The sequence below is a fragment of the Pseudomonas sp. P5_B3 genome, assembly GCF_056400405.1.
Genome location: NZ_JBFULI010000015.1, coordinates 24,308 through 47,003, shown reverse-complemented (window position 1 = coordinate 47,003; position 22,696 = coordinate 24,308). Strand labels below are relative to the sequence as shown.

At 60.2% G+C, this 22,696-nt stretch carries 21 protein-coding genes and 1 tRNA gene; 7 read left to right on the top strand and 15 right to left on the bottom strand.

The window, feature by feature from the left end:
- The first annotated feature begins 15 nt into the window (after positions 1-15).
- Positions 16-1,626 (top strand): arylsulfatase, encoded by a 1,611-nt coding sequence (locus AC1DRN_RS11710; RefSeq protein WP_223463264.1) that lies wholly within the window; start codon positions 16-18, stop codon positions 1,624-1,626.
- A 113-nt stretch (positions 1,627-1,739) separates the two neighbouring features.
- On the opposite strand, the gene AC1DRN_RS11705 is transcribed toward AC1DRN_RS11710, so the two are convergent.
- A complete protein-coding gene (locus AC1DRN_RS11705) occupies positions 1,740-2,813 on the bottom strand; it encodes a fatty acid desaturase (RefSeq protein ID WP_223463263.1) in 1,074 nt (357 codons plus the stop codon).
- 100 nt (positions 2,814-2,913) lie between these two features.
- Here AC1DRN_RS11705 and AC1DRN_RS11700 point away from each other — a divergent pair, with 100 nt between their 5' ends.
- Positions 2,914-3,918 carry an AraC family transcriptional regulator gene (locus AC1DRN_RS11700; RefSeq protein WP_223463262.1) on the top strand — a complete coding sequence of 335 codons (1,005 nt, stop codon included), beginning with the start codon at positions 2,914-2,916 and terminating at the stop codon, positions 3,916-3,918.
- 222 nt (positions 3,919-4,140) lie between these two features.
- Here the strand turns inward: AC1DRN_RS11700 and AC1DRN_RS11695 are convergent, their stop codons facing one another.
- The gene (locus AC1DRN_RS11695; RefSeq protein ID WP_223463261.1) at positions 4,141-4,827 is read right to left on the bottom strand and encodes a Crp/Fnr family transcriptional regulator; all 687 of its coding nucleotides are present in this window, start codon (positions 4,825-4,827) and stop codon (positions 4,141-4,143) included.
- Between the two features lie 83 nt (positions 4,828-4,910).
- Here AC1DRN_RS11695 and AC1DRN_RS11690 point away from each other — a divergent pair, with 83 nt between their 5' ends.
- Positions 4,911-5,435 carry an Mpo1 family 2-hydroxy fatty acid dioxygenase gene (locus AC1DRN_RS11690; RefSeq protein ID WP_223463260.1) on the top strand — a complete coding sequence of 175 codons (525 nt, stop codon included), beginning with the start codon at positions 4,911-4,913 and terminating at the stop codon, positions 5,433-5,435.
- A 122-nt stretch (positions 5,436-5,557) separates the two neighbouring features.
- On the opposite strand, the gene AC1DRN_RS11685 is transcribed toward AC1DRN_RS11690, so the two are convergent.
- The 6 genes from AC1DRN_RS11685 to dibA all read right to left on the bottom strand — a co-directional run bounded on the left by AC1DRN_RS11685 (position 5,558) and on the right by dibA (position 11,798).
- Entirely contained in the window at positions 5,558-6,547 is a 990-nt protein-coding gene (locus tag AC1DRN_RS11685; protein WP_046040728.1) for a sulfate/molybdate ABC transporter ATP-binding protein, read from the bottom strand.
- A 3-nt stretch (positions 6,548-6,550) separates the two neighbouring features.
- The gene (gene cysW, locus AC1DRN_RS11680) at positions 6,551-7,420 is read right to left on the bottom strand and encodes a sulfate ABC transporter permease subunit CysW (RefSeq protein ID WP_150726413.1); all 870 of its coding nucleotides are present in this window, start codon (positions 7,418-7,420) and stop codon (positions 6,551-6,553) included.
- A 12-nt stretch (positions 7,421-7,432) separates the two neighbouring features.
- Positions 7,433-8,251: a sulfate ABC transporter permease subunit CysT gene (cysT, locus tag AC1DRN_RS11675; RefSeq protein ID WP_007972956.1), complete on the bottom strand. Its 819-nt coding sequence runs from the start codon at positions 8,249-8,251 to the stop codon at positions 7,433-7,435.
- A gap of 69 nt (positions 8,252-8,320) precedes the next feature.
- Complete coding sequence (locus AC1DRN_RS11670) at positions 8,321-9,334, bottom strand: sulfate ABC transporter substrate-binding protein (RefSeq protein ID WP_223463259.1); 1,014 nt, start codon at positions 9,332-9,334, stop codon at positions 8,321-8,323.
- 75 nt (positions 9,335-9,409) lie between these two features.
- Complete coding sequence (gene oscA / locus AC1DRN_RS11665) at positions 9,410-9,592, bottom strand: sulfur starvation response protein OscA (RefSeq protein WP_007975618.1); 183 nt, start codon at positions 9,590-9,592, stop codon at positions 9,410-9,412.
- 286 nt (positions 9,593-9,878) lie between these two features.
- Positions 9,879-11,798, bottom strand: a complete 1,920-nt coding sequence (gene dibA / locus AC1DRN_RS11660) for a phosphodiesterase DibA (protein ID WP_223463258.1) — start codon at positions 11,796-11,798, stop codon at positions 9,879-9,881.
- A 146-nt stretch (positions 11,799-11,944) separates the two neighbouring features.
- Between dibA and desA the strand changes: the two genes are divergently transcribed.
- On the top strand, positions 11,945-13,129 hold the full coding sequence (gene desA / locus AC1DRN_RS11655; RefSeq protein WP_223463257.1) for a delta-9 fatty acid desaturase DesA: 1,185 nt from the start codon (positions 11,945-11,947) through the stop codon (positions 13,127-13,129).
- 221 nt (positions 13,130-13,350) lie between these two features.
- Positions 13,351-14,340, top strand: coding sequence for a GGDEF domain-containing protein (locus AC1DRN_RS11650; protein ID WP_223463256.1), 990 nt, complete (start codon positions 13,351-13,353; stop codon positions 14,338-14,340).
- 125 nt (positions 14,341-14,465) lie between these two features.
- On the opposite strand, the gene AC1DRN_RS11645 is transcribed toward AC1DRN_RS11650, so the two are convergent.
- The 3 genes from AC1DRN_RS11645 to gabD form a co-directional block, all read right to left on the bottom strand.
- Positions 14,466-15,680, bottom strand: coding sequence for a response regulator (locus AC1DRN_RS11645; protein ID WP_223463255.1), 1,215 nt, complete (start codon positions 15,678-15,680; stop codon positions 14,466-14,468).
- A 136-nt stretch (positions 15,681-15,816) separates the two neighbouring features.
- Entirely contained in the window at positions 15,817-17,094 is a 1,278-nt protein-coding gene (gene gabT / locus AC1DRN_RS11640) for a 4-aminobutyrate--2-oxoglutarate transaminase (protein WP_223463254.1), read from the bottom strand.
- A gap of 184 nt (positions 17,095-17,278) precedes the next feature.
- A complete protein-coding gene (gene gabD / locus AC1DRN_RS11635; protein ID WP_223463253.1) occupies positions 17,279-18,721 on the bottom strand; it encodes an NADP-dependent succinate-semialdehyde dehydrogenase in 1,443 nt (480 codons plus the stop codon).
- 349 nt (positions 18,722-19,070) lie between these two features.
- Between gabD and AC1DRN_RS11630 the strand changes: the two genes are divergently transcribed.
- Positions 19,071-19,147: transfer RNA gene (locus AC1DRN_RS11630), tRNA-Arg, on the top strand.
- A gap of 72 nt (positions 19,148-19,219) precedes the next feature.
- On the opposite strand, the gene AC1DRN_RS11625 is transcribed toward AC1DRN_RS11630, so the two are convergent.
- The 4 genes from AC1DRN_RS11625 to AC1DRN_RS11610 all read right to left on the bottom strand — a co-directional run bounded on the left by AC1DRN_RS11625 (position 19,220) and on the right by AC1DRN_RS11610 (position 20,828).
- Positions 19,220-19,528 (bottom strand): type II toxin-antitoxin system RelE/ParE family toxin, encoded by a 309-nt coding sequence (locus AC1DRN_RS11625; protein ID WP_223463252.1) that lies wholly within the window; start codon positions 19,526-19,528, stop codon positions 19,220-19,222.
- Positions 19,525-19,824: a type II toxin-antitoxin system Phd/YefM family antitoxin gene (locus tag AC1DRN_RS11620; protein WP_223463251.1), complete on the bottom strand. Its 300-nt coding sequence runs from the start codon at positions 19,822-19,824 to the stop codon at positions 19,525-19,527. The genes AC1DRN_RS11625 and AC1DRN_RS11620 overlap by 4 nt, the downstream gene beginning before the upstream one ends.
- Before the next feature lie 118 nt (positions 19,825-19,942).
- Positions 19,943-20,212 (bottom strand): hypothetical protein, encoded by a 270-nt coding sequence (locus AC1DRN_RS11615; protein ID WP_477786719.1) that lies wholly within the window; start codon positions 20,210-20,212, stop codon positions 19,943-19,945.
- A gap of 55 nt (positions 20,213-20,267) precedes the next feature.
- Complete coding sequence (locus AC1DRN_RS11610; protein ID WP_223463249.1) at positions 20,268-20,828, bottom strand: YbhB/YbcL family Raf kinase inhibitor-like protein; 561 nt, start codon at positions 20,826-20,828, stop codon at positions 20,268-20,270.
- A gap of 139 nt (positions 20,829-20,967) precedes the next feature.
- Here AC1DRN_RS11610 and AC1DRN_RS11605 point away from each other — a divergent pair, with 139 nt between their 5' ends.
- Positions 20,968-22,497: an FAD-dependent oxidoreductase gene (locus tag AC1DRN_RS11605; RefSeq protein WP_223463248.1), complete on the top strand. Its 1,530-nt coding sequence runs from the start codon at positions 20,968-20,970 to the stop codon at positions 22,495-22,497.
- Positions 22,498-22,696 lie beyond the last annotated feature (199 nt).

Here is a 22,696-nt window from a genome sequence, read left to right as displayed (position 1 = left end):
AAAAGGAAATGCTTGATGCCRCAACGTCCCAATTTTTTAGTGATCCTGGCCGATGACCTGGGCTTTTCCGACCTCGGCGCCTTCGGTGGCGAAATCAACACGCCGAACCTTGATGCACTGGCCAACAATGGCTTGCGCCTCACCGACTTTCACACCGCACCGACCTGCTCGCCGACCCGATCGATGCTGCTCACCGGCACCGACCACCACATCGCCGGCATCGGCACCATGGCCGAAGCATTGACCCCGGACCTGATCGGCAAACCCGGCTATGAAGGGCATTTGAACGACCGCGTGGTCGCCCTGCCCGAGCTGCTGCGCGAGGCCGGTTACCAGACGTTGATGAGCGGTAAATGGCACCTGGGCCTGACCGCAGAACTGGCGCCTCACGCCCGGGGTTTCGAGCGTTCGTTTTCGCTGTTGCCCGGCGCCGCCAACCACTACGGGTTCGAGCCGACCTACGATGAAACGACGCCACGGTTGCTGAAATCCACCCCGGCGCTGTACATCGAAGACGACCAATTCATCGATGAACTGCCGAAGGATTTCTATTCCTCCGATGCCTTTGGCGACAAGCTGCTGCAATACCTCAAGGAGCGCGACCAGACCCGGCCGTTCTTCGCTTACCTGCCGTTTTCCGCACCGCACTGGCCTTTGCAGGCGCCGGCCGAGGTGGTGGAAAAATACCGCGGGCGCTATGACGCCGGCCCTGAAGTCCTGCGAATCGAGCGCCTGGAAAAACTCAAAAAGCTGGGGCTGATCGAGGCCGATGTCGAGCCGCATCCGTTGATCCAGCTGAGCGCACAATGGGATGCCTTGAGCGACGAACAACGACAGATCTCCGCGCGGGCCATGGAGGTTTATGCGGCGATGGTCGAGCGCATGGACTGGAACATCGGCCGCGTCGTCGACTACCTGCGCCAACAAGGGCAACTGGACAACACCTTCATCCTGTTCATGTCCGATAACGGCGCCGAAGGGGCATTGCTGGAGGCTTTCCCGAAATTCGGCCCGCAGTTGCTGACCTATCTCAATCAGCATTACGACAACAGCCTGGACAACATCGGCCGGGCCAATTCCTACGTCTGGTACGGGCCGAACTGGGCGCAGGTTGCCACCGCGCCGTCGCGGTTGTTCAAAGCCTTCACCACCGAAGGCGGGATCCGCGTTCCGGCGCTGGTGCACTACCCGCAGCTGCCGCTCAAGGGACAGATCAGCCACGGTTTCGGCACGGTGATGGACATCACGCCGACCATTCTCGACCTCGCCGGTGTGCGCCATCCGGGCAAGCAATGGCATGGCAAACCCGTAGCGGAAATCCGCGGCAAATCGTGGCTGGGGTTTCTGTCGGGCGAGACGGCGCAAGTGCATGACGAGCACACCGTGACCGGGTGGGAATTATTCGGTCGGCGGGCGATTCGACAGGGGCAATGGAAGGCGGTGTACATCCCGGGACCGGTCGGGCCGGCGACCTGGCAACTGTATGACCTGGGCAATGATCCGGGGGAGATTCATGACCTGGCGTCGAGCCAACCGCAGAAGCTTGGTGCCTTGATCGAGCATTGGCAGCGGTATGTGGATGAGACCGGGGTGATCTTGAGTGAGTCGCCGTTTCAGCCGGATTGATTCAGCCTGAACCACCGCTATCGCGAGCAAGCTCGCTCCCACAGGTTTTTTTGGCGCTCACAAAACCAATGTGGGAGCGAGCTTGCTCGCGACGAGGCCTTAGCAGACAACCCTTAAGCCTGGGCTGTACGCACCTTCTCCCCGACCACTTCTTCCCTGCGCTCAAACCGGTTCGCCCGCGCAAACGTACCGAAATCATTGAACCGCACGCCCATCTTACGCATCACCTTGTGCCCCACCGGTACGGTCAACTGGCGGATGTAGAACGGTTCCTTCACCACAAAGTGATGGATGCCGTGGCTGCTGCCGAAGTTGAAGCAGAACGCCTGCAACGGCCACAGCCACGGGGCATTCAGGACCTGGGTTTGCTGCATTACATTGCCCGGCTCCACGTCACCGTAGTAGTGCATGTTCGAGCTGATGAAGTGCAGGCAGAACGTGCGCAACACGTTCGGACCGATGATCACGACTGCCGCGATGTCGATCACCTGCATCACCGACAACGTGGTCGCGGACCACTCGATCGGTGCGCCCATCAGATGCGCAACGCCGTTCGCTGCGTGGAAGCCGAGAAACACGTACCACGCACCCCAATGCATCAGCGCCAGCGGTGCGTAGACCTTCAGCGTGCGGTAAATGATGCTGAACTTCATGGCCAAGGTCTTGGCCCGCAGCATGCGGATTAACGACGACATGATGTTGTCGCCAATCATCAGAAACCGTGCGAATCCCCATGGCTCGCCATTGGTGATGGCGCGTTCTTCCATGTCGGCTTCGGAGCCGGAGACTTTGTGGTGGTTGAGGTGCAGGTGGCGGCGAATCCATGGGTTGATGGTGCTCGGCCGCGCCAGCCACACCAGCCCCATCATCAGGTTGTGCGGCACCTTCTGCTTGCGAAAGTACATGCTGTGAATCAGGTCGTGTTCCAGCTCATGGGTCAACGAGGCGAAAAATGCGTTGAGCAACAGGCACGCCCACCAAGCCATATGCCCGGTCATATAGAGCGCCGCCGAACCGATCATACCGGCGATGGCGAAGGTCAGAATGCCTGCACCGAGGGCGTCCTGATGCTTGAGAATCGGGTATTGCTCGCGCAGCTCGACGCCTCTGGCCAGCACCACTTCACGGATATGGGCTGATCGTTGGGCTGCATTCAGTCGTTGGGGGCTTGCAGAAGTACGGTCCATGCTTCCATCCTCTGATTATTGATGGTTGCATCCTGCCTTGCGATCCTTCGCAACGCGGTAGCCGAGAACGCCAACCTGTTGACCGGAAGCGCCAATCAGCATGACTGAACCGACCTCTCTCGCCAGCTGGACCCGCGCCCTGCGCAAGCAACTCGATGCCCTGGGCATCGATAGCACCGCCCTGTGCCAGCAAGCTGGCCTCGACCCAAATTTGATGGACGACCCGAACGCGCGCTACCCGCTGTCGGGCACCACACACCTGTGGCAATTGGCGGTGCAGGTCAGCGGCGACCCGGCGATTGGTTTGCGGGTTTCGCGTTTCGTCAGCCCGACCACTTTCCATGCGCTGGGTTATGCGCTGGTGGCCAGCGGCAGCCTGCGGGAAGTGTTCGAGCGCATCGTGCGCTATCACCAGGTGGTCAGCGATGCCCTGGAACTGGAACTGACCCGTACCGAAGATCGCTACTGTTTCCGCCTGAAAATCCCCGCTGGCAATCCGGCCCCGGCCTTCGAAGCCATCGACGCGTTCATGGCGATTTACGTGCGCACCTGCCGCAATCGCCTGGGCCGCGACTACGCGCCGCTGGCCACCTACCTGCGCCGCCCGGAGCCAGTGGACGCACACCAATGGCATAAAGTCTTTCGCTCGCCCGTGCACTTCGGCGCCGACGAGGACCGACTGGAATTCGCCCTCGTCGACTTCGACAGCCACCTGGACGACGCCAACCCGGAGCTGGCCGAACACAACGAAACCGTGCTCAAGCGCACCCTGGCGCAACTCAAGCCGCTGACTTGGGAGCGCAAGGTCCGCGATGCGATTGAAGAACAACTGCCCGAAGGCGAACCCAGCGCTGAACACATAGCCAAGGCCCTGCACCTGAGCCTGCGCAGCCTGCAACGGCACCTGGCGGATGAAGGCTGCCGATTCGATACGCTGCTCAACGAAAGCCGTGAAAACCTCGCGCTGCTGCACTTGCGTGACCCGCAATGTTCGTTGAGCGAGATCAGTTACCTGCTCGGGTTTGCCGACACCAGCAGCTTCAGCCGCGCATTCAAGCGCTGGACGGGGATGACGCCTGGGCAGTTTCGGGATGGGTTGCGCTGATTGATCCGGAAAGTGAGTTGGCTGATCTGGCCCCATCGCCGGAACGTCGCCCGGAGCAAGCCCGCTCCCACAGTTTTTTCGGTGACCACAAATCTCTGATTCACCCAGATTCCCTGTGGGAGCGAGCTTGCTCGCGATAGCGGACTGTCAGTCGACATACCTGGAGACTGACACACCGTCATCGCGAGCAAGCTCGCTCCCACAAGGGATATGCGTCGAGTTTCAGATTGTAGCCAGTTCCCGCAATCGGGCAGCATCGAGGATTTCAATTTCGCCGTAACTCAGCCCGATGATCCCCTGCCCCTGCAACTCCTTGAGAATCTGGTTGGTGGTCTGGCGCGACAGCGACAACATGGCGGCCAGCTGCTCCTGGGGTAGCTGCAAGACGCGGCGTGGAGGGGTGGTCTCGCCGTAGCCTTCGGCGATCATCAGCAAGCGGTGCGCCAGCCGTGCAGGGGCCGGCAACAGGCTCAGTTGTTCAAGGTTGATGAAGGTCATGCGCAATTTCTGGCTCATCAGCAATGCCAGTTGCCGCCAGTGCTGCGGATGCTCATCGAGCAGCGCCAGCAAGGTGTTCTGGGGGATGTGCAGCAGCGTGCACTGGCCCACGCCGTAGGCATCGTGGGTGCGTGGCTGGCCATCGAACAGGCAGATTTCTCCGAACCAGTGCGGCGGCTCCACCAGGCTCAGCAATGCTTCCTTGCCCTGCTCACTGACGGCACCGACGCGCACCGCGCCTTCAAGCACCGCGTACAGGCCGCAGGGCGGATCGCCACGCTTGAACAGCCGCTGGCCCGGCGACAGGCGCCGCACCCTGGCCACCGACAGCAGACTATCCTGTAGGGAATCAGGCAAATGGCTGAACCACTGACCGCTCATCAGGCGTGGACGCCAGACCTGCATATCCATGAAAACTCCTAGAGATTGTCGCCTGGCTGACAGAGCGGGAAGTGGCCCCGGGGCATGATCAATCACCCCACAGGAGAACAACAATGAAAAGCCTCGTCGACCACCTCAGTCAATACGCCGCCTACCACCGTGACCCACGCAACATCGCATCGCACTTTATCGGCATTCCGCTGATCGTGGTGGCCGTCGCGGTGCTGTTGTCCCGGCCTGAGTGGTCGCTGGGTGGTGCCTGGGTATCGCCGGCGGTGCTGGTTTCACTGGCCTCGGCGTGGTTTTACCTGCGCCTGGAGTTGCGCCTGGGCGTGTTGATGACGGTATTGCTTGGTCTGTCGGTGTGGGCAGGTCATGCGTTGGCACAGCAAGGCACGCTGGTCTGGCTGGGCAGCGGTGTGGCGATGTTCGTGATCGGTTGGGTCATCCAGTTTGTCGGTCACCACTACGAAGGGCGCAAACCGGCATTTGTCGATGACGTGACCGGATTGATTGTCGGGCCGCTGTTTGTGGTGGCGGAGCTGGCGTTTTTGCTGGGGATGCGGCATGACCTGAAAGAGCAGATCGAGGCGCGGGCGGGTGGGGTGCGTCTGCGTCAGAAAAACGCTGCGGCGTAAGACGCCATCGCGAGCAAGCTCGCTCCCACAGTGGATCGGTGTTGAACACAAAACTTGTGAACACCCCAGAAACCTGTGGGAGCGGCGGTGCGGCGATCCGACTTGCCCGCGATGCTTTTGCTTTAAATGTTGGCGACCTTCTGCCAGACCTTCGGCTTGAAGAACAGCGTCTCGCCCTTCGCCAATCCAACCAGGCTGTCGTGATCCTTGACCACTTCGGCTTCGATCAGATCGCTCTGCCCTTCGACCTTCAACGTCACCCGCGTCGTCGCGCCCAACGGACGAATGTCCCGCACTTCCGCTGCGTGGTGATCTTCCAGTTCATGGCGCGACAGCGACACCTCGTGCGGGCGGAACAGCACATGTTTGTCTTCGCCCAGGTGCAGACGGTTCGAATCACCGAGGAAGTGATAGACGAAATCGCTGGCCGGGTTTTCGTAGACGTCGCCCGGTGAGCCGATCTGTTCGATCACACCCTTGTTCATCACCACGATACGGTCGGCGACTTCCATCGCTTCTTCCTGGTCGTGGGTCACGAACACCGAGGTCAGGTTGATGTCTTCGTGCAGACGCGCCAACCAGCGGCGCAGCTCTTTACGGACCTTGGCGTCAAGGGCGCCGAAGGGTTCGTCGAGCAACAGCACTTTCGGTTCCACAGCCAGCGCTCGGGCCAAGGCAATACGCTGGCGCTGACCGCCGGAGAGTTGCTCCGGATAGCGGTCCGACAACCAGTCCAGTTGCACCATGTTCAGCAGTTCGTGGACTTTGGTTGCGATCTGGCTTTCGCTCGGGCGCTGGTTTTTCGGCTTCATGCGCAGGCCGAACGCGACGTTGTCGAACACCGTCATGTGGCGGAACAAGGCGTAGTGCTGGAACACGAAACCGACGTTGCGATCTCGCACGTCATGGCCGGAAACGTCTTCACCGTGGAACACGATGTTGCCCTGATCCGGGGTTTCCAGGCCTGCGATGATCCGCAGCAGCGTGGTCTTGCCGCAGCCCGACGGACCGAGCAGTGCGACGAGTTCGCCGCTCTGGATGTCCAGGCTGATGTTGTCCAGCGCCTTGAAGGCATGGAAGTTCTTGCTGACGTTACGCACTTCGATCGACATGAATTATTCCTCCGCGGCGCTGGCGCGCAGGCGGTTAATACGGTTTTCGCTCCACTGCTTGAGCAGCAGGATGAAGAGCGCCAGGATCAGCAACAGGCTCGCCACGGCGAACGCGGCCACGTGGTTGTATTCGTTGTAGAGGATCTCGACGTGCAGCGGCAGGGTGTTGGTCACCCCGCGAATGTGCCCGGAAACCACCGATACCGCACCGAACTCACCCATGGCCCGCGCGGTGCACAACACCACGCCGTAGATCAGGCCCCATTTGATGTTGGGCACAGTGACGTGCCAGAACATCTGCCAGCCGTTGGCCCCGAGCAGGCGCGCAGCCTCCTCTTCCTGAGTGCCTTGCTCCTGCATCAGCGGGATCAGCTCCCGTGCCACGAACGGCACGGTAACGAAGATCGTCGCCAGTACGATGCCCGGCAGGGCGAAGACGATCTGGATGTCGTGGTCCGAAAGCCACGGCCCAAACAGGCCCTGGGCGCCGAACATCAGCACATAGACCAGGCCGGCAATCACCGGCGATACCGAGAACGGCAGGTCGATCAGGGTCACCAGCATGCTCTTGCCGCGGAACGAGTACTTGCTCACGCACCAGGCGGCACTGACGCCAAATACCAGGTTCAGCGGCACCGAAATCAGCACGGCGATGACCGTGAGTTTCAGCGCCGACAGCGCATCCGGCTCAAAGATCGCGGTGAAAAACGCACCGAGGCCAAGCTTCAGGCCCTGGGACACCACGATGAACAGCGGCAGCAACAGGAACAGGGCAAAAATCAGCCAGCCAAGGCCGATCAGGATTCGCCGCGAAGTCGCGCTGCCACGGCGGGCAGCGTTCGAGGAAGCGGCAGCAATAGACGATTGGGACATGGGTGCGCCTCCTTATGGGGTTTCGATGCGCCGCTGCAACAAGTTGATCAGCAGCAACAGGACGAAGGAAACCACCAGCATCAGTACACCAATGGAGGTAGCGCCGGTGTAATCGTATTGGTCGAGCTTGACCATGATCAGCAACGGCAGAATCTCAGTTTTCATCGGCATGTTGCCGGCAATGAAAATCACCGAACCGTACTCGCCGACCCCGCGGGCAAAGGCCAGAGCGAAACCGGTAAGCCATGCCGGAAGCAGTGCCGGCAGCAGGATATGACGGAAAACCTGCAAGGGTTTTGCCCCCAGGCACGCCGCCGCTTCTTCCACTTCACGGGGGATATCCGCCAATACTGGCTGTACGGTACGTACTACGAATGGAAGTGTCACAAAAGTGAGGGCAAGGGTGATGCCCAGGGGGGTGTAGGCGATCTTGAATCCCAGATCCGCTGCAAACTGACCGACCAGGCCGGTAGGGGTGTACAGCGCCGTCAGTGCAATACCGGCCACTGCCGTGGGCAATGCGAACGGCAGGTCGATCATGGCGTCGATGACTTTGCGCCCCGGGAAGGTATAGCGCACTAATACCCAGGCCAGCAGCGTGCCGATGATGCCGTTGATGATCGCGGCACACAGGGCGGTGCCGAAGCTGAGCTTCAGCGCCGCCAGCACCCGTGGCGCCGAGATGATTGCCCAGAACTGATCCCAGGTGAGTTGAGCGGCATGCACGAACATCGCCGCCAGTGGTATGAGCACAATCAGGCTGAGGTACACCAAGGTGTAGCCCAGCGTCAGCCCGAAGCCGGGTATGACGGGGGAGATACGACGCGACATAAAAGTCCTTGGTTGAGAACGCACAAAGCCTCGAATCGAAATTCGAGGCTCATTGATGGCTATTTAATATTACTGCGCCTGATAGATCTGGTCGAACACCCCGCCGTCATTGAAGAATTTCGGCTGTGCGGCTTTCCAGCCGCCGAAGTCCTTGTCGATGCTCACCAGTTCCAGTTTCGGGAACTGCTGGGCGTACTTGGCGGCCACGTCCTTGTCACGTGGACGATAGAAGTTCTTCGCCGCGATTTCCTGGCCGGCCGGGCTGTACAGGTGCTTGAGGTAGGCTTCGGCGATCTGCTCGTTGCCCTTTTTCTCGGCGTTCTTGTCGACTACCGCCACCGGTGGCTCGGCGAGAATCGACAGCGATGGCACGACGATGTCGAACTTGTCGGCGCCGCCCTCTTCTTTCAGGGCCAGGAAGGCTTCGTTTTCCCAGGCCAGCAACACGTCGCCCTGACCGTTGTTGACGAAGGTAATGGTCGAACCGCGAGCGCCGGTATCCAGCACTGGCACGTGCTTGAACAGGGTTTGCACGTATTCCTTGGCCTTGGCCTCGTCGCCGCCATTGGCTTTGAGGCCATAGGCCCAGGCCGCGAGGAAGTTCCAGCGCGCACCGCCGGAGGTTTTCGGGTTCGGCGTGATCACCGAGACGTCATTCTTGACCAGGTCGCCCCAATCCTTGATGCCTTTCGGGTTGCCCTTGCGCACCAGGAATACGATGGTCGAGGTGTAAGGCGTGCTGGCGTCCGGCAGGCGTTTTTGCCAGTCCGCCGGCAGGGTCTTGCCGAGCTTGGCGATTTCGTCGATGTCACCGGCCAGGGCCAGCGTCACGACGTCGGCACGCAGGCCATCGATCACCGCCCGGCCTTGTTTGCCCGAACCGCCGTGGGATTGCTGGACTTTCACCGTGTCGCCGGCATGATCCTTCTGCCAGAACTTGATGAATTCGGCGTTGTAGTCCTGGTACAGCTCGCGGGTCGGGTCGTACGACACGTTGAGCAGCTCGTAATCCTTGGCTACCGCGGAACCGGCAAAAAGGGCGCTGGCCAGGGCGGCCAAAGCGAAGTGGCGAATCGACGACATGGTGAAAGCTCCTGGAATTCTTGGTGTGTTGGCTTTTTCTTATGGGATATCGGAAATCGCGGTGCCTGTTTCGCCTCAGCCCGGTTTGTTGCCCGGCTGCTGCAAGCGGAATTTTTCTTTGCGTTCGATCTGCACCACCTGGGCGTTGTGCACGGTGATTTCCACGGCGCCAAAGCGCAGGTCGCGCAGGGCACTCTGGATTTCACGCAGGATGGTGGCTTCGTCTTGACCGTCGACGCTTCGCAGGGATGCGCTCATATTGCTGCTCCTTCAACTGAGAGGTTGCCTCGCAGTGTCGGCACTGCTTGCGGCGTGAGAGCAATACTAGAGAGGTGTAGATATTCTTAAAAAGACTATTTAAGAATGTTTATATAACCAGAAGAGATTACTTGAAGGGACAAGGGCTTGAGGTGAATCACCCTCTTTCAGGCACACCAAAAAACCTGTGGGAGCGGGCTTGCTCGCGATGAGGGCGTGTCAGTCTCTAGAAGTCTCGACTGTTACTCCGCTATCGCGAGCAAGCYCGCTCCCACAGGGATTGCGCCTATCCGATCACCGGCGCATGCATCCAATCGAGCTGCGCCGCTGGCACCGGCCGTCCGAACCAATAGCCTTGCCCCAGATCGCATCCCTGTTCGAGAAGGAAAGCCGCCTGTTCGACCTGCTCGATCCCTTCGGCATGCACCTGCATGCCCATGCTTTGCGCCAGGGCAATGATCACCCGCGAGATTGCCGCATCATCCTCATCCCACGGTAATCCGGCGACGAAGCCCTGGTCGATTTTCAGCTTCTGCACCGGCAGACGCTTGAGCCGCAGCAGCGATGAATACCCCGTGCCGAAGTCGTCGATGGCCAGGCGCACCCCCAACTCGCGCAGGCGATGCATTTGCTCCAGCGCGACTTCCGGGTCCTCCATCACCGCGCTTTCGGTCACTTCCAGCTCCAGAAACGCCGGCTCCAGCCCGGTTTCGCGCAGGACCTGCGCCACCTGCCGATACAGCTCACGACGGGCGAACAGGCGCGAAGAAACGTTGACCGCAACGAACGACAGCACCACTCCACTCTGCTGCCACTGGCACATCTGCCGGCACGCCTGCGCCATGACCCAGGCATCGATTTCAGCAATCAGACCGGTTCGCTCGGCGACCGGAATGAATTCCGCCGGCGACACCAATCCCCGCTGCGGGTGCTGCCAACGCACCAGCGCCTCGACGCCAATCAGGCGACTGCTCCTGAGGTCATGAACCGGCTGGTAATAAACCCGCAGCTCTTCCCGGTCCAGGGCGCGGCGCAATTCAAAGGCGATCTCGACCCGTTGCTGGGCGTGGGCCGTCAGCTCTTCTGTATACAGGGCATAATCATTGCGCCCCGTGCTCTTGGCCTTGAATAGCGCAGAGTCGGCATTACGCAGCAGTTGCTCAACACTCAAGGCATCGCTGGGGAACAGGCTGATGCCGATGCTGGTGTTGATGAACAACTGATGGTCATCGATAGAGAATGGTGCTTTGAGGCCGTCGATGATCCGCTGGGCCAACGCAGCGGCCTGAACCAATTGCGGACAACTTTCGGCGAGTACGGCGAACTCATCCCCACCCAGCCGCGCCAGGGTGATGCCCGGGCCGAACATGGCGCCAAGGCGCTCGGCCACCGCCTTGAGCAACTGATCGCCGATGGTGTGCCCAAGGCTGTCGTTGATCATCTTGAAGTGATCGAGATCGATCATCAGCAGCGCGCAGCCACGCTTGTGGACCTGCGCCGAGGCCAGGGCCTGTTCGGTGCGGTCGGTGAACAGCAGGCGGTTCGGCAGGTCGGTCAGCGGATCGTGGTGCGCCAGGTGCATCAACTCGTGTTCGGAGTTCTTGATTGCACTGATATCGGAAAACACAGCCACATATTGGCTCGGCCGGCCGTAGTCGTCGTGGATCAGGCGGATCGTCTGCCATTGTGGGTAAATTTCGCCGCTTTTGCGCCGGTTCCAGATTTCCCCACTCCACTCCCCTGTGCGTTCAAGCGCGGCGAACATCACCTGATAGAAGTCAGATGGATGACGTCCGGACTTGAACATATTGGGGCGCTGCCCGAGCACGTCCTCACAACCATAACCGGTGATTTCCATGAACGCCCGGTTCACATGGACGATCACGCCTTCCCGATCGGTGACCAGCACGCCTTCGCGGGTACAGTCGAAAACAGCAGCCGCCTGGCGCAGGCGCTCGCGATTGGTATTGCGTTCGTGCAATGTGGCGTCGATCCCCAGACACCGCAGCAGCCGCGCCCGGGCAATGAAGATCAACCCGGCGCTGAACAGCCCCCAAACATAACCGTTGATCAGTTGCCATCGCAGTCGCTCGGCAGAGCTATCGAAGAAACTGTTTAATAAATAGCCACTGATCTGCAGCCAAACCACAGAAAGCAACAGATAGAGCAGCGCTGTGCGCAAGGCATCGCGATAGGTGGCAGACATCCGGCGATCCATGTCCCTACAAAAAGGTGGGGATTATAGTTTAAAGACACATCCAGCCACTCTTATCTGAAAGGGCGACTGGTTTTCTGTGTGGGCTTAGTGATAATGCAACGGCTGTTTTTTCTTTATCGAGGGCCCTATAGCCTATGTGGTACGAAGGTTTTCTTGGCTTGTCGCCCTGGTCTCTGGTAGCAGTCACCCTGCTGATGACCCACGTCACGATCATCGCCGTCACGGTCTATCTGCATCGTTACTCGGCCCATCGCTCCCTGGAGCTGAATGGGGGCCTTAAGCATTTCTTCCGTTTCTGGCTGTGGCTGACCACGGCGCAGAACACCCGCGAGTGGACCGCCATCCACCGCAAGCATCACGCCAAATGCGAAACCGTCGATGACCCGCACAGCCCGGTCATCAAGGGTTTGTCCACGGTGCTGCGCAAAGGCGCCGAGTTGTACCGCGCCGAAGCGGAAAACCCCGAGACCCTGCGCATCTACGGCAAGAACTGCCCCGAAGACTGGATCGAGCGCAACCTCTACAGCCGCTATCCGCTGCTGGGCATCGCGATCATGGGCGTTATCGACCTGCTGCTGTTCGGCACCATTGGCATCACCATCTGGGCCATCCAGATGATGTGGATCCCGGTATGGGCCGCCGGCGTGGTCAATGGCCTGGGTCATGCCATCGGCTACCGCAACTTCGAATGCCGCGATGCGGCGACCAACCTGGTGCCGTGGGGCATCCTGATTGGCGGCGAAGAACTGCATAACAACCATCACACCTACCCTAACTCGGCAAAACTGTCGGTGAAGAAGTGGGAATTCGACCTGGGCTGGGCGTGGATTCAAGTCTTCAGCTTCCTGCGCCTGGCCAAGGTTCAACGGGTCGCGCCGATCGCCCATCGCGTCGAAGGCAAGGGCAACCTGGACATGGACACCGCCATGGCGATCCTCAACAACCGCTTCCAGATCATGGCCCAGTACCGAAAACTGGTGATCGGCCCGCTGGTCAAGCAAGAGCTGGAAAAGGTCGATCACTCGGTACGTCACCAGTTCCACCGGGCCAAACGCCTGCTTTCGCGGGAGACCAGCCTGCTGGATGACAAACACCATGTACGCATCCAGAACATGCTCGAGCACAGTCAGGCGCTGAAGGTAATTTACGAGAAACGCCTGGCCCTGCAGCAGATCTGGGTCAAGACCAGCTCAAATGGCCACGACATGCTGGCGGCCATCAAGGACTGGGTACACGAAGCCGAAGCCAGCGGGATTCAATCGCTGCGCGACTTCGCCGATCAGTTGAAGACCTACTCCTTGCGTCCTGCCGCCGCCTGAACCACAAAACCTGTGGGAGCGAGCAGGTTCGCTCCCACATGGGTTTGTGGTCTGACCGCAAAATCGCGTCATCAGTACCGCCCGGCGGGAGACCTCTCCTTCGCCACAAAAGGCGGGAACTTCATCTAAAAAGCCCAATCTCAAAGACACTTCGCCATCCCCCGGCGGGCTTGGTGTTGGCCGCCATTGAACACGCGGCATGCCCTTTGAGATTTGTGTCGATGGCCCAAAAAAACCTGCAAGACTCATCTCCGTCACATTGGCCCGAGGCCGCGCAGACCCTGATGGCGCTGATGCACGCCCAAGGCGAAGTCGCACGTCTGAGCGAACGCGAACAGTTGCTCAACACCTTGCTGGCGAGCGTCAACGCGGTGCTGTGGGCATTCGATTGGGAAACCCGCCAGGTGCTTTACGTCAGCCCCGCCTATGAACGGATCTTTGGCCGTTCAGCCGATCGACTGCTGGCCGACTGCAATCAATGGCGCGACAACATCTATCCCGACGACCTGGACTATGCCGAACGCAGCCTGGCCGAAGTGCTGGACAAAGGCGCCGTGGAAGACCGCGAGTATCGAATCACTGCCGCCGACGGCCAGATGCGCTGGCTCAGCGACAAATGCTACATCAACCGCCAGGCCGAGCCGGGGCAACCGGTGATCATCTTCGGCATCGCCGAAGACATCACCGACAAGAAGCAGATGGAAACCGAGCTGCATCGCCTGGCCACCACCGACGCCCTGACCCAGAGCAGCAATCGCCGGCATTTCTTCGAATGCGCTCAACGCGAGTTCGAACACGCCCGAAACAAGGGCGAGCCGCTGTCGTTTCTGATGCTGGACATCGATGACTTCAAAATCATCAACGACACCTACGGTCACCAGGAAGGCGACAACGTGCTGCAACGCATTGCCGAAAGCGGCCGCGCAGCGTTGCGCCGTGACGACCTTTTCGGGCGCATTGGCGGTGAGGAGTTTGCTGCGGTGTTTCCCGGCTGCACGCCGCAGATGGCCCTGCAAGTGGCTGAGCGCTTGCAACAGCAGATTCAGCGATTGCGTTTCACCCATGAAGGCCGGACGTTCGGCATCACCGTCAGCCAGGGCCTGACCAGCCTGACCGCCGCGGACGAAAACGTGGAAAACCTGTTTTCCCGGGCGGACGCCGCGATGTACCAGGCCAAGCGCGACGGCAAGAACCGGATTGTCACGGCCTGACAGGTTCACCCTGGAACCCTGTGGGAGCGAGCTTGCTCGCGATGGCGGCGGCTCATTCAACATCAATGTTGGCAGACAGTCTGCTATCGCGAGCAAGCTCGCTCCCACAGGGGTTGGTGGTGTACTTACTTCCTGCGCAAACGCATCAACTCCGGCAAACCGATCTTGAGCAACCGCGCCGTCCGGCTCTTCGCCAGCATCTCGATACCCTCATGCTCGGTCAGGCGCGCCAGCTGCGCTGCCATGTTCATCACCAGCGCTTCGCGGGAGTAAACCCCGCCACCGAGCTGGTAGGCCGCCGCAATCAGCTCCCGCAACTCCAGCGGCAGACGCCAGCGCGTGCGCAGGGCCGAACCATAGGCCGCGCCAAACTCAACCAGCGCTTCGCCCACTTCCTCCTGCTCGTCCAGTTCGCCACCGGCCTGTTTCCATTCCTGCAAACAGCGCAGCAACGCCAGATCGCCGAGACGATGCAACATGCCGGCGCAATAGCAGCGCTCCTGATCCAGATCGAGCAAGCGCGCCAGGGTTCGCGCGTATTCGGCGGTGTGCAGGGACAGATCCCAGTAACGCTCGGCATAGTCGGCCAATTGCGGATCGCTGAGCCGGGCACTGCGCTTGAGCGCCAGCCCGAGAATCAGGTTCATGCTCTGCCCGGTGCCAAGGCGATGCAGTGCCTGGGACAGGGTTTGCACAGCGGCGCCGTGGTGCTGGGCCGCGCTGTTGGCAGCGGCGATCAGCACGGCCGTGACCTGCGGATCGGTGCGGATTTCGTCTTCCAGCACCGTCAGATCGAGGCCATTGGGGTTGAGGCTGCGTTTGACCGCCACTTGCACGTCGGTCATCAATGGCGCGCCGTCGGCCAATTCCCGTCGACGCTCCAAATACACCGCCAATGTCATCCCCGGCGCCAGCGACGGCACTTCGCATGAGACTTCTTCGCCAGCGTTCAGCAGCAACGCCTGCAACCGCTGGGTCAGGCTTTCCATGTTCAGGGGCTTGGTCAGGTACGCGGCCGGCGCCAACGGCAAGGCCTCGCGCACGCTGGCACTGTCGTTGCGACTGCTCATCAGAATGAACGGCATGGGCGGATTGCGTTTGCGCTGACGGACGTTGCGCAGGACATTCAGGCCATCGACGCCCGGCAACTCCCAGTCGGCTATCACCAGGTCATAGGGGTTGTCCGCCAGCAACTCCAAGGCCTGCTGACCATCGGCGCACAGATCCAGCCGCGCATCGCAGCGTACGTTCAACAACACTTCCTTGAGCAAATCCCGGGACCAGGGGTCGGCCTCGGCAATCAGGACTCTCGGAACCGCGGGTAAAATGACAGTTGTCATACAGCTCTCCCTGGCAATGCAGGAACCTTAGCCAAAGCTGGCCATTCGATACAGCGCTAATGCGCGGGATGCGTTTCAAGGGGAATGAAAAAACCCGCCGAAGCGGGTTTTTTGTGGATCAGGTCACACTGAGTGATCAGAGCTCGGAGAAGCACTCTTCGATGATCGCCAGGCCTTTGTCCAGTTGCTCGTCCGGCGAGGTCAGCGGTACCAGGACGCGCAGAACGTTGCCGTAGGTGCCGCAGGACAGCAGGATCAGACCCTTGTCGCGAGCCTTGGCCACAACGGACGCCACGGCTGCGGCGTTCGGCTTGTGGCTGTCGCCGTTTTCGAACAGCTCGACAGCGATCATCGCGCCCAGGGCACGGACTTCACCGATCACCGGGTACTTGGCCTGGATGGCCTTCAGACCGGTTACCAGACGCTCGCCAACAGCCTTGCAACGGTCCAGCAGGTGCTCTTCCTCGAACACTTCCATCACGGCCAGGGCCGCGGCGCAAGCGATCGGGCTACCGGCGTAGGTGCCGCCCAGGCCGCCTGGAGCGATGGCGTCCATGTATTCGGCCTTGCCGCAAACACCGGCCAGCGGGAAGCCGCCAGCGATGGATTTGGCGAAGGTGGTCAGGTCGGCAGCAACGCCCATCTGTTCCATGGCGAAGAAGGTGCCGGTACGGCCAGCGCCAGTCTGTACTTCGTCAGCGATCAGCAGGATGCCGTGCTGGTCGCACAGGGCACGCAGACGTTTCATGAACTCTTTAGGAGCGACGTAGAAACCGCCTTCGCCCTGAACCGGTTCGATGATGATCGCGGCGATGTCTTTCGGCTCGGCATCGTTCTTGAAGATGCGTTCGATGGAAGCGATCGAGTCGTCGATGCTCACACCGTGCAGTTCATTCGGGTACAGCGCGCGGAAGATGCCGCCTGGCATCAGGCCCATGCCGGCCGAGTAAGGCACGACTTTACCGGTCAGGCCCAGGGTCATCATGGTGCGACCGTGGTAAGCACCGGTGAACGCGATCACGCCGGCACGGCCAGTGGCGGCACGGGCGATCTTGATGGAGTTTTCCACGGCTTCGGAGCCGGTGGTCACCAGCAGGGTTTTCTTGTCGAAATCACCCGGCACCTTGGCGTTGATTTTTTCGCACACTTCCACGTACGGCTCGTAGGCCAGAACCTGGAAACAGGTGTGGGTCAGCTTGTTCAACTGCTCGGTCACGGCGGCGATGACTTTCGGGTGCAGGTGGCCGGTGTTCAGTACGGCGATACCGCCGGCGAAGTCGATGAACTCACGACCTTCGACGTCGGTCACGGTCGCGTTCTTCGCGGAATCGGCGAAGATCGGGTGAATCTGGCCAACACCACGTGGAACAGCAGCGGTACGGCGGGCCATCAAATCAGCGTTAGTCTTGCTCATACAGTCCTCATTCACCGCTCATCGGGCGGCGTGGTTCAAGGATAAAGCGACAGGGAGCAACGGCGGCAGCATGCGATGATCGACTGCCACGGCGTTCCCGGTCACCGAGAATATTCCGGTTTGAAGCGGCGCAAAGGGACAGCGCTCTCGTGCCCTTTGCGCTTGAAGCAATGCTCTTACTGGCTTAGATTCCCAGGCAGAGGTATTTGATTTCCAGGTAATCTTCGATGCCGTACTTGGAGCCTTCACGGCCCAGGCCCGAGGCCTTGATGCCGCCGAACGGCGCGACTTCGTTGGAGATCAACCCGGTGTTGACGCCGACCATGCCGTATTCCAGGGCTTCAGCCACACGGAACACACGACCCAGGTCGCGAGCATAGAAGTACGAGGCCAGACCGAACTCGGTGTCGTTTGACATCGCGATCACATCGGCTTCGTCTTTGAAGCGGAACAGTGGAGCCAGTGGGCCGAAGGTTTCTTCCTTGGCCACGGCAGCGTTCTTCGGCACGTTGGTCAGGATGGTCGGCTCGAAGAAGTTACCTTCCATCGACTTGCCGCCAGACAGCACGGTGGCGCCTTTGGCAACGGCGTCGGCAATGTGCTCTTGCACCTTGGCCACGGCTTTTTCGTCGATCAGCGGGCCAGTGGTGGTGCCTGCTTCCAGACCGTTACCGATCTTGAGCTTTGCCACAGCCACTTTCAGCTTCTCGGCGAACGCGTCGTAGACCGAATCCTGAATGTACAGGCGGTTGGCGCAGACGCAGGTCTGACCGTTGTTGCGATATTTGGAAATGATCGCGCCTTCGACGGCCTTATCCAGGTCCGCGTCGTCGAACACGATGAACGGAGCGTTGCCGCCCAGTTCCAGGGAGACTTTCTTGATGTCCTTGGCGCATTCCGACATCAGTTGACGACCGATTTCGGTCGAACCGGTGAAGGACAGCTTGCGCACGATCGGGTTGCTGGTCAGCTCGCTGCCGATGTCGCCGGCGCTACCGGAAACAACGCTGAACACGCCAGCCGGGATACCGGCACGCTGAGCCAGTTCAGCCAGGGCGAAAGCAGAAAAAGGAGTTTGCGAAGCAGGCTTGAGCACCATGGTGCAACCGGCGGCCAGGGCCGGGCCGGCTTTACGGGTGATCATTGCAGCCGGGAAGTTCCACGGGGTGATGGCAGCGGTCACGCCGATTGGCTGCTTGATCACGATCAGGCGCTTGTCTGGCTGGTGGCCCGGAATCACGTCACCGTAGATGCGCTTGGCTTCTTCGGCGAACCATTCGATGAAGGAAGCGGCGTAAACGATTTCGCCCTTGGCTTCGGCCAATGGCTTGCCTTGTTCCAGGGTCATCAGGCGAGCCAGGTCGTCCTGGTTCTCGATGATCAGCTCAAACCAGCGACGCAGCTTGGTCGCACGTTCCTTGGCGGTCAGTGCACGCCAGGCCGGCAGCGCTTTGTCAGCAGCTTCGATCGCACGGCGGGTTTCGGCAGCGCCCATTTTCGGCACGGTGCCCAGAATTTCGCCCGTTGCCGGGTTGTTGACCTTGATCGTCTGACCATTGTCCGCATCAACCCACGCGCCATCGATGAAGGCTTGCTGGCGGAACAACTGGGTGTCTTTAAGCTGCATGTCGGCTTTCCTTAACAGCACCGCAATGAATGCGGAGCAAATTATGATTGTTGAAAGGCGCCTCGATAGGCTGCCGTCAGGGAAATCATTCACCGGGCTGAAGCACATAAATAGCGCACTGATTCAAATCGCGCGGTTCAGCACCCAGAGATGAGCGTTTGAAATCTCAAACGAATCCTAGGATCAAAGGGGGTAAAGGACAATAGCCTGTTCGAAAAAAAGAACGAAAACGACGCTTTTGCCTATTTTTTCTGATCAACGTAGCAAACGCGCATTACAGCTTTAAAAAAACGCAGGCGATTCAGCAGCATGGACGCCCGCAGCGCATATGAGTATCATGGCGCCCGCTGCACCAGTAGCTCAGCTGGATAGAGTACTGCCCTCCGAAGGCAGGGGTCGTGGGTTCGAATCCCGCCTGGTGCACCATACGTTGTAACGAGAAAGCCTCAGGCCTTATGGGTCTGGGGCTTTTTTTGTGGGTGTTTGAAGGCTTGGCGCCTAATGATCAATGCTGTTTTTTTCAAACAGCCGGCCAATGTCTCTCGCGCTATGCAGCACGCGTTCGACCTTGATCCCGTCGTCCATCAAACAGTAGAAAACCAGATATCGACCATGGGCAAGCATTCGTAATCCCTTCGCGCAATCGTCTCTTGAAACACCCAGATTCGGTTGTTCAATCAACCGTGTGCACTGCCTACGTAGCTCACCCACAAACGTCCGAGCCCGTTCAGGGTTGTCCCGGGCGATAAAACGAGCGACTTGCAGCAGATCGTCCCGTGCCAATGCAGAGAAAAGCAATTGCCTCATGGACGGTTTTGCTCGGCTGCTACCTCATCAATCAGCGCTTCAAGCTCGGCAAACACGGTATCGGCAGTGATGGCCGGACGCGGATCGTTGCGGCTGGCTGCAATGGCTTCACGAAGTTCGGCAGCGTGTAGCCGATCCAGCAGCTGTTGATAGGCCGCGTGCGGTAAAAGATAGGCGGCTGGGCGATTGTGGTTGAGCACGGCAACAGGCTCGGAACCCGCTTGCTCAATGACAGTGCTCGGGCTGCGCTTGAGCTCGGTGATGCTGACCGAACGGCTTGCAAGTAGCTGTTCCATGACGGCCCCAAAGGTACGAAAAAAAGTACCTTATAGTGTTCCATTCCTTGCACGAGGGTCAACGAGTCTCCGACCGGTGCTGTCCTGGCCCACAAAAAAACCGCCGAAGCGGTTTTTTTCATTCTGTCGTCCAGTCAAACTCGTCGTACTCATCATCGTCCTCGTCGTCCTCGAAGAGCTCCTCTTCAAGGTCGTCGTCTTCAACAAGATCCTCTTCCGGCTGATTCAGCAGAAAATCCTTGCGACTCTCGGTAATCGCTCGCCGCAGTTCTTCTCCCTTTTGCGGGCAGTTGAGCATTTGGGCGATGCGGTCGATTTTTTTTGCCACGGCATCCTCCAACRCATCGGCTATAGCCTGATAGTGCGCGCTTTCGGGGGTGGATGCCAAATCCCCGGAATGCTGCGCACTTCAGTGTTCTGCAAATCTGCTGAGCGATCAGCCTTTAGCGGTGATAGCGCCGCACCACACTGCTGTTTCTCAGGACGTGGCCTTTGATTTTTTCCAGCAACTGCACACGGGTCAGGCCGGCGGGCAAGGCGTCCGGGGCCAGGTCCAGGGCGTAGATCTGGATGATGTAGTGATGCGCGCTGTCGCCAACGGGTGGGCAGGGGCCGATGTAGCCGGTGGTGTTTTTGCTGTTGGTACCGCCGAAGCCTTCGAGGCCGGGTTTGGTCCCGGCGCCCGCCGGGATCTGGTGAGTGCCGGCCTTGATGCCGTAATGCACCCAGTGATCGGCGCCCTGGCCCTTCTGGCCGTCCGGGTCGTGCATGACGATGGCGTAGCTTTGGGTGGCTGCCGGGCCGGTGTTCCAGTTCAACGCCGGGGAAATGTTGTGTCCGCCGCAGCCTGCGGCATCGCTGGCGGCGGCCAATGTGAACAGACGGTCATCGGAGACACCCGGAATGTTCAGGGTGAAGCGCTCCTGGGCCTGCGCCGGGAACTGCACGCAAAGGGCGACGGCTACGGCCGCGAGCCAAGGGTTCATTGAGGTCAATCGGGGCATACCGGAGCACCTTGTGCGTGTTGGGCCGTCGTCGGCGTGCAAACTATAGCCGGACCGTTCGCACCTTGGCAGGGGGAATTGGCTGAACCTCGCGATAGGCACCAGACTCATAAGTGAAACGTCTGTCTGGAGAGCAATCATGACTCTGCATCGCGTTGCGCGTGTCGCCAATGTGCCCGAAGACCGGGGTCTGGAAGTGCAGGTCCAGGACAGCAAGATTCTGCTGTTGCGGGCCGGTGAGCAACTGCGCGCTTATCAGGCCGAATGCCCTCATGCCGGAGCCCCGCTGGCTGACGGTGCGGTATGCAACGGGCGCCTGACCTGTCCGTGGCACAAGGCGCAGTTTCGGATCGAGGATGGCGGGCTGTGTGAACCGCCAGCCCTGGACAGCCTCAAGCGCTACCCCCTCGAAATCCGCGACGGCGACATCTGGGTCGGCGACCAGCCGTTGTCGGACGCCCACACGCCACCGGCCGACGATCCACGAACCTTCATTATTATCGGCGCTGGCGCGGCAGGTACGGCAGCGGCAGCGGCGTTGCGCGAGAAAGGTTTCGGCGGCCGGTTGCTGTTGATCGACCGCGAAGCCGACGCCGGATACGACCGCACCGCGCTGAGCAAATACGTGATCGCCGGGGAGATGCCGTTGCACGAAGTCCCGCCGCTGCGTGACGAGGACTTTTACCGCGAGCAGCGTATCGAGCGCCTGCAAGGCGAAGTGGCAAGCCTGGATGCGCCAAACAGGACGCTGCGGCTGACTGATGGCCAATCACTGACATACGACGCCGCGCTGCTGGCCACCGGCGGCGTACCCAACCCGCTGACGCTGCCCGGCGCCGACCTGCCGCAAGTGTTCGTCTTACGCTCCAAAGCCCATGCGCAGCAGATTCTGGACAGCGCCAGCGCCGGCCAGCGGGTGGTGATCATCGGCGACAGTTTCATTGCCATGGAGTCCGCCTCGTCCCTGCGCCAGCTTGGCCTGAACGTGACCGTGCTGGCCCGCCACGAAGTGCCGTTTGCCAAGCAGTTCGGTGACACGGTCGGCAAGGCCATTCGCGCACGGCATGAAGCCAATGGCGTCGTGTTTCATACCCGGGGCAATGCGGCACAGATCGAAGGGACGGACAAGGTCGAAGCCGTGCGCCTGGACAACGGCCAACGTTTGCCGGCCGATCTGGTGCTGGTCGGCATTGGCGTCACGCCAGCCACTGCGGCCTTCACCGGGCTGGCGAAAGAGCAGGATCACTCGCTGCGTGTCGACGGCACAATGCGCGTGGCCGACGGTCTCTGGGCGGCTGGCGATATCGCCACGTTCCCGCTGAACAACCAATACCTGCGCATCGAACACTGGCGACTGGCCCAACAGCAGGCGCGGATCGCTGCGGCCAATATGCTAGGCGGTGACGAGCATTACCTCGACGTGCCGTTTTTCTGGACCTGGCATTTCGGTAAAACCTACGACTACCTCGGGCACGCCGAGGCCTGGGATGAAGTCGAGTTCAAGGGTGACCCTTACGATCCGCCTTTCATAGGCCTGTTCGGAAAAAACGGCGTGGTGTCGGCGGCGGTCGCCTGCGAGATGGACCGGGCCATGGCGATGCTCGCCGAGCGGATGAAACAAACGTTGCCATGGGAAGAGGCATGGCGACTGATCCGTGACATTCCCTAGGGGGCGGACAGCAAAACGCCCGGCGCCTGCGCGATGCAGAGACCGGGCGCTGCCGTAATGCCAGTCAGTTAAGCGTTTGAACACCGCAAATCTTGTGGGAGCGAGCTTGCTCGCGATGACGGTTGGACAGTCACACAAGGGGTGCCTGACGGTCCGCTATCGCGAGCAAGCTCGCTCCCACAATGTCCGGGGCTTAACT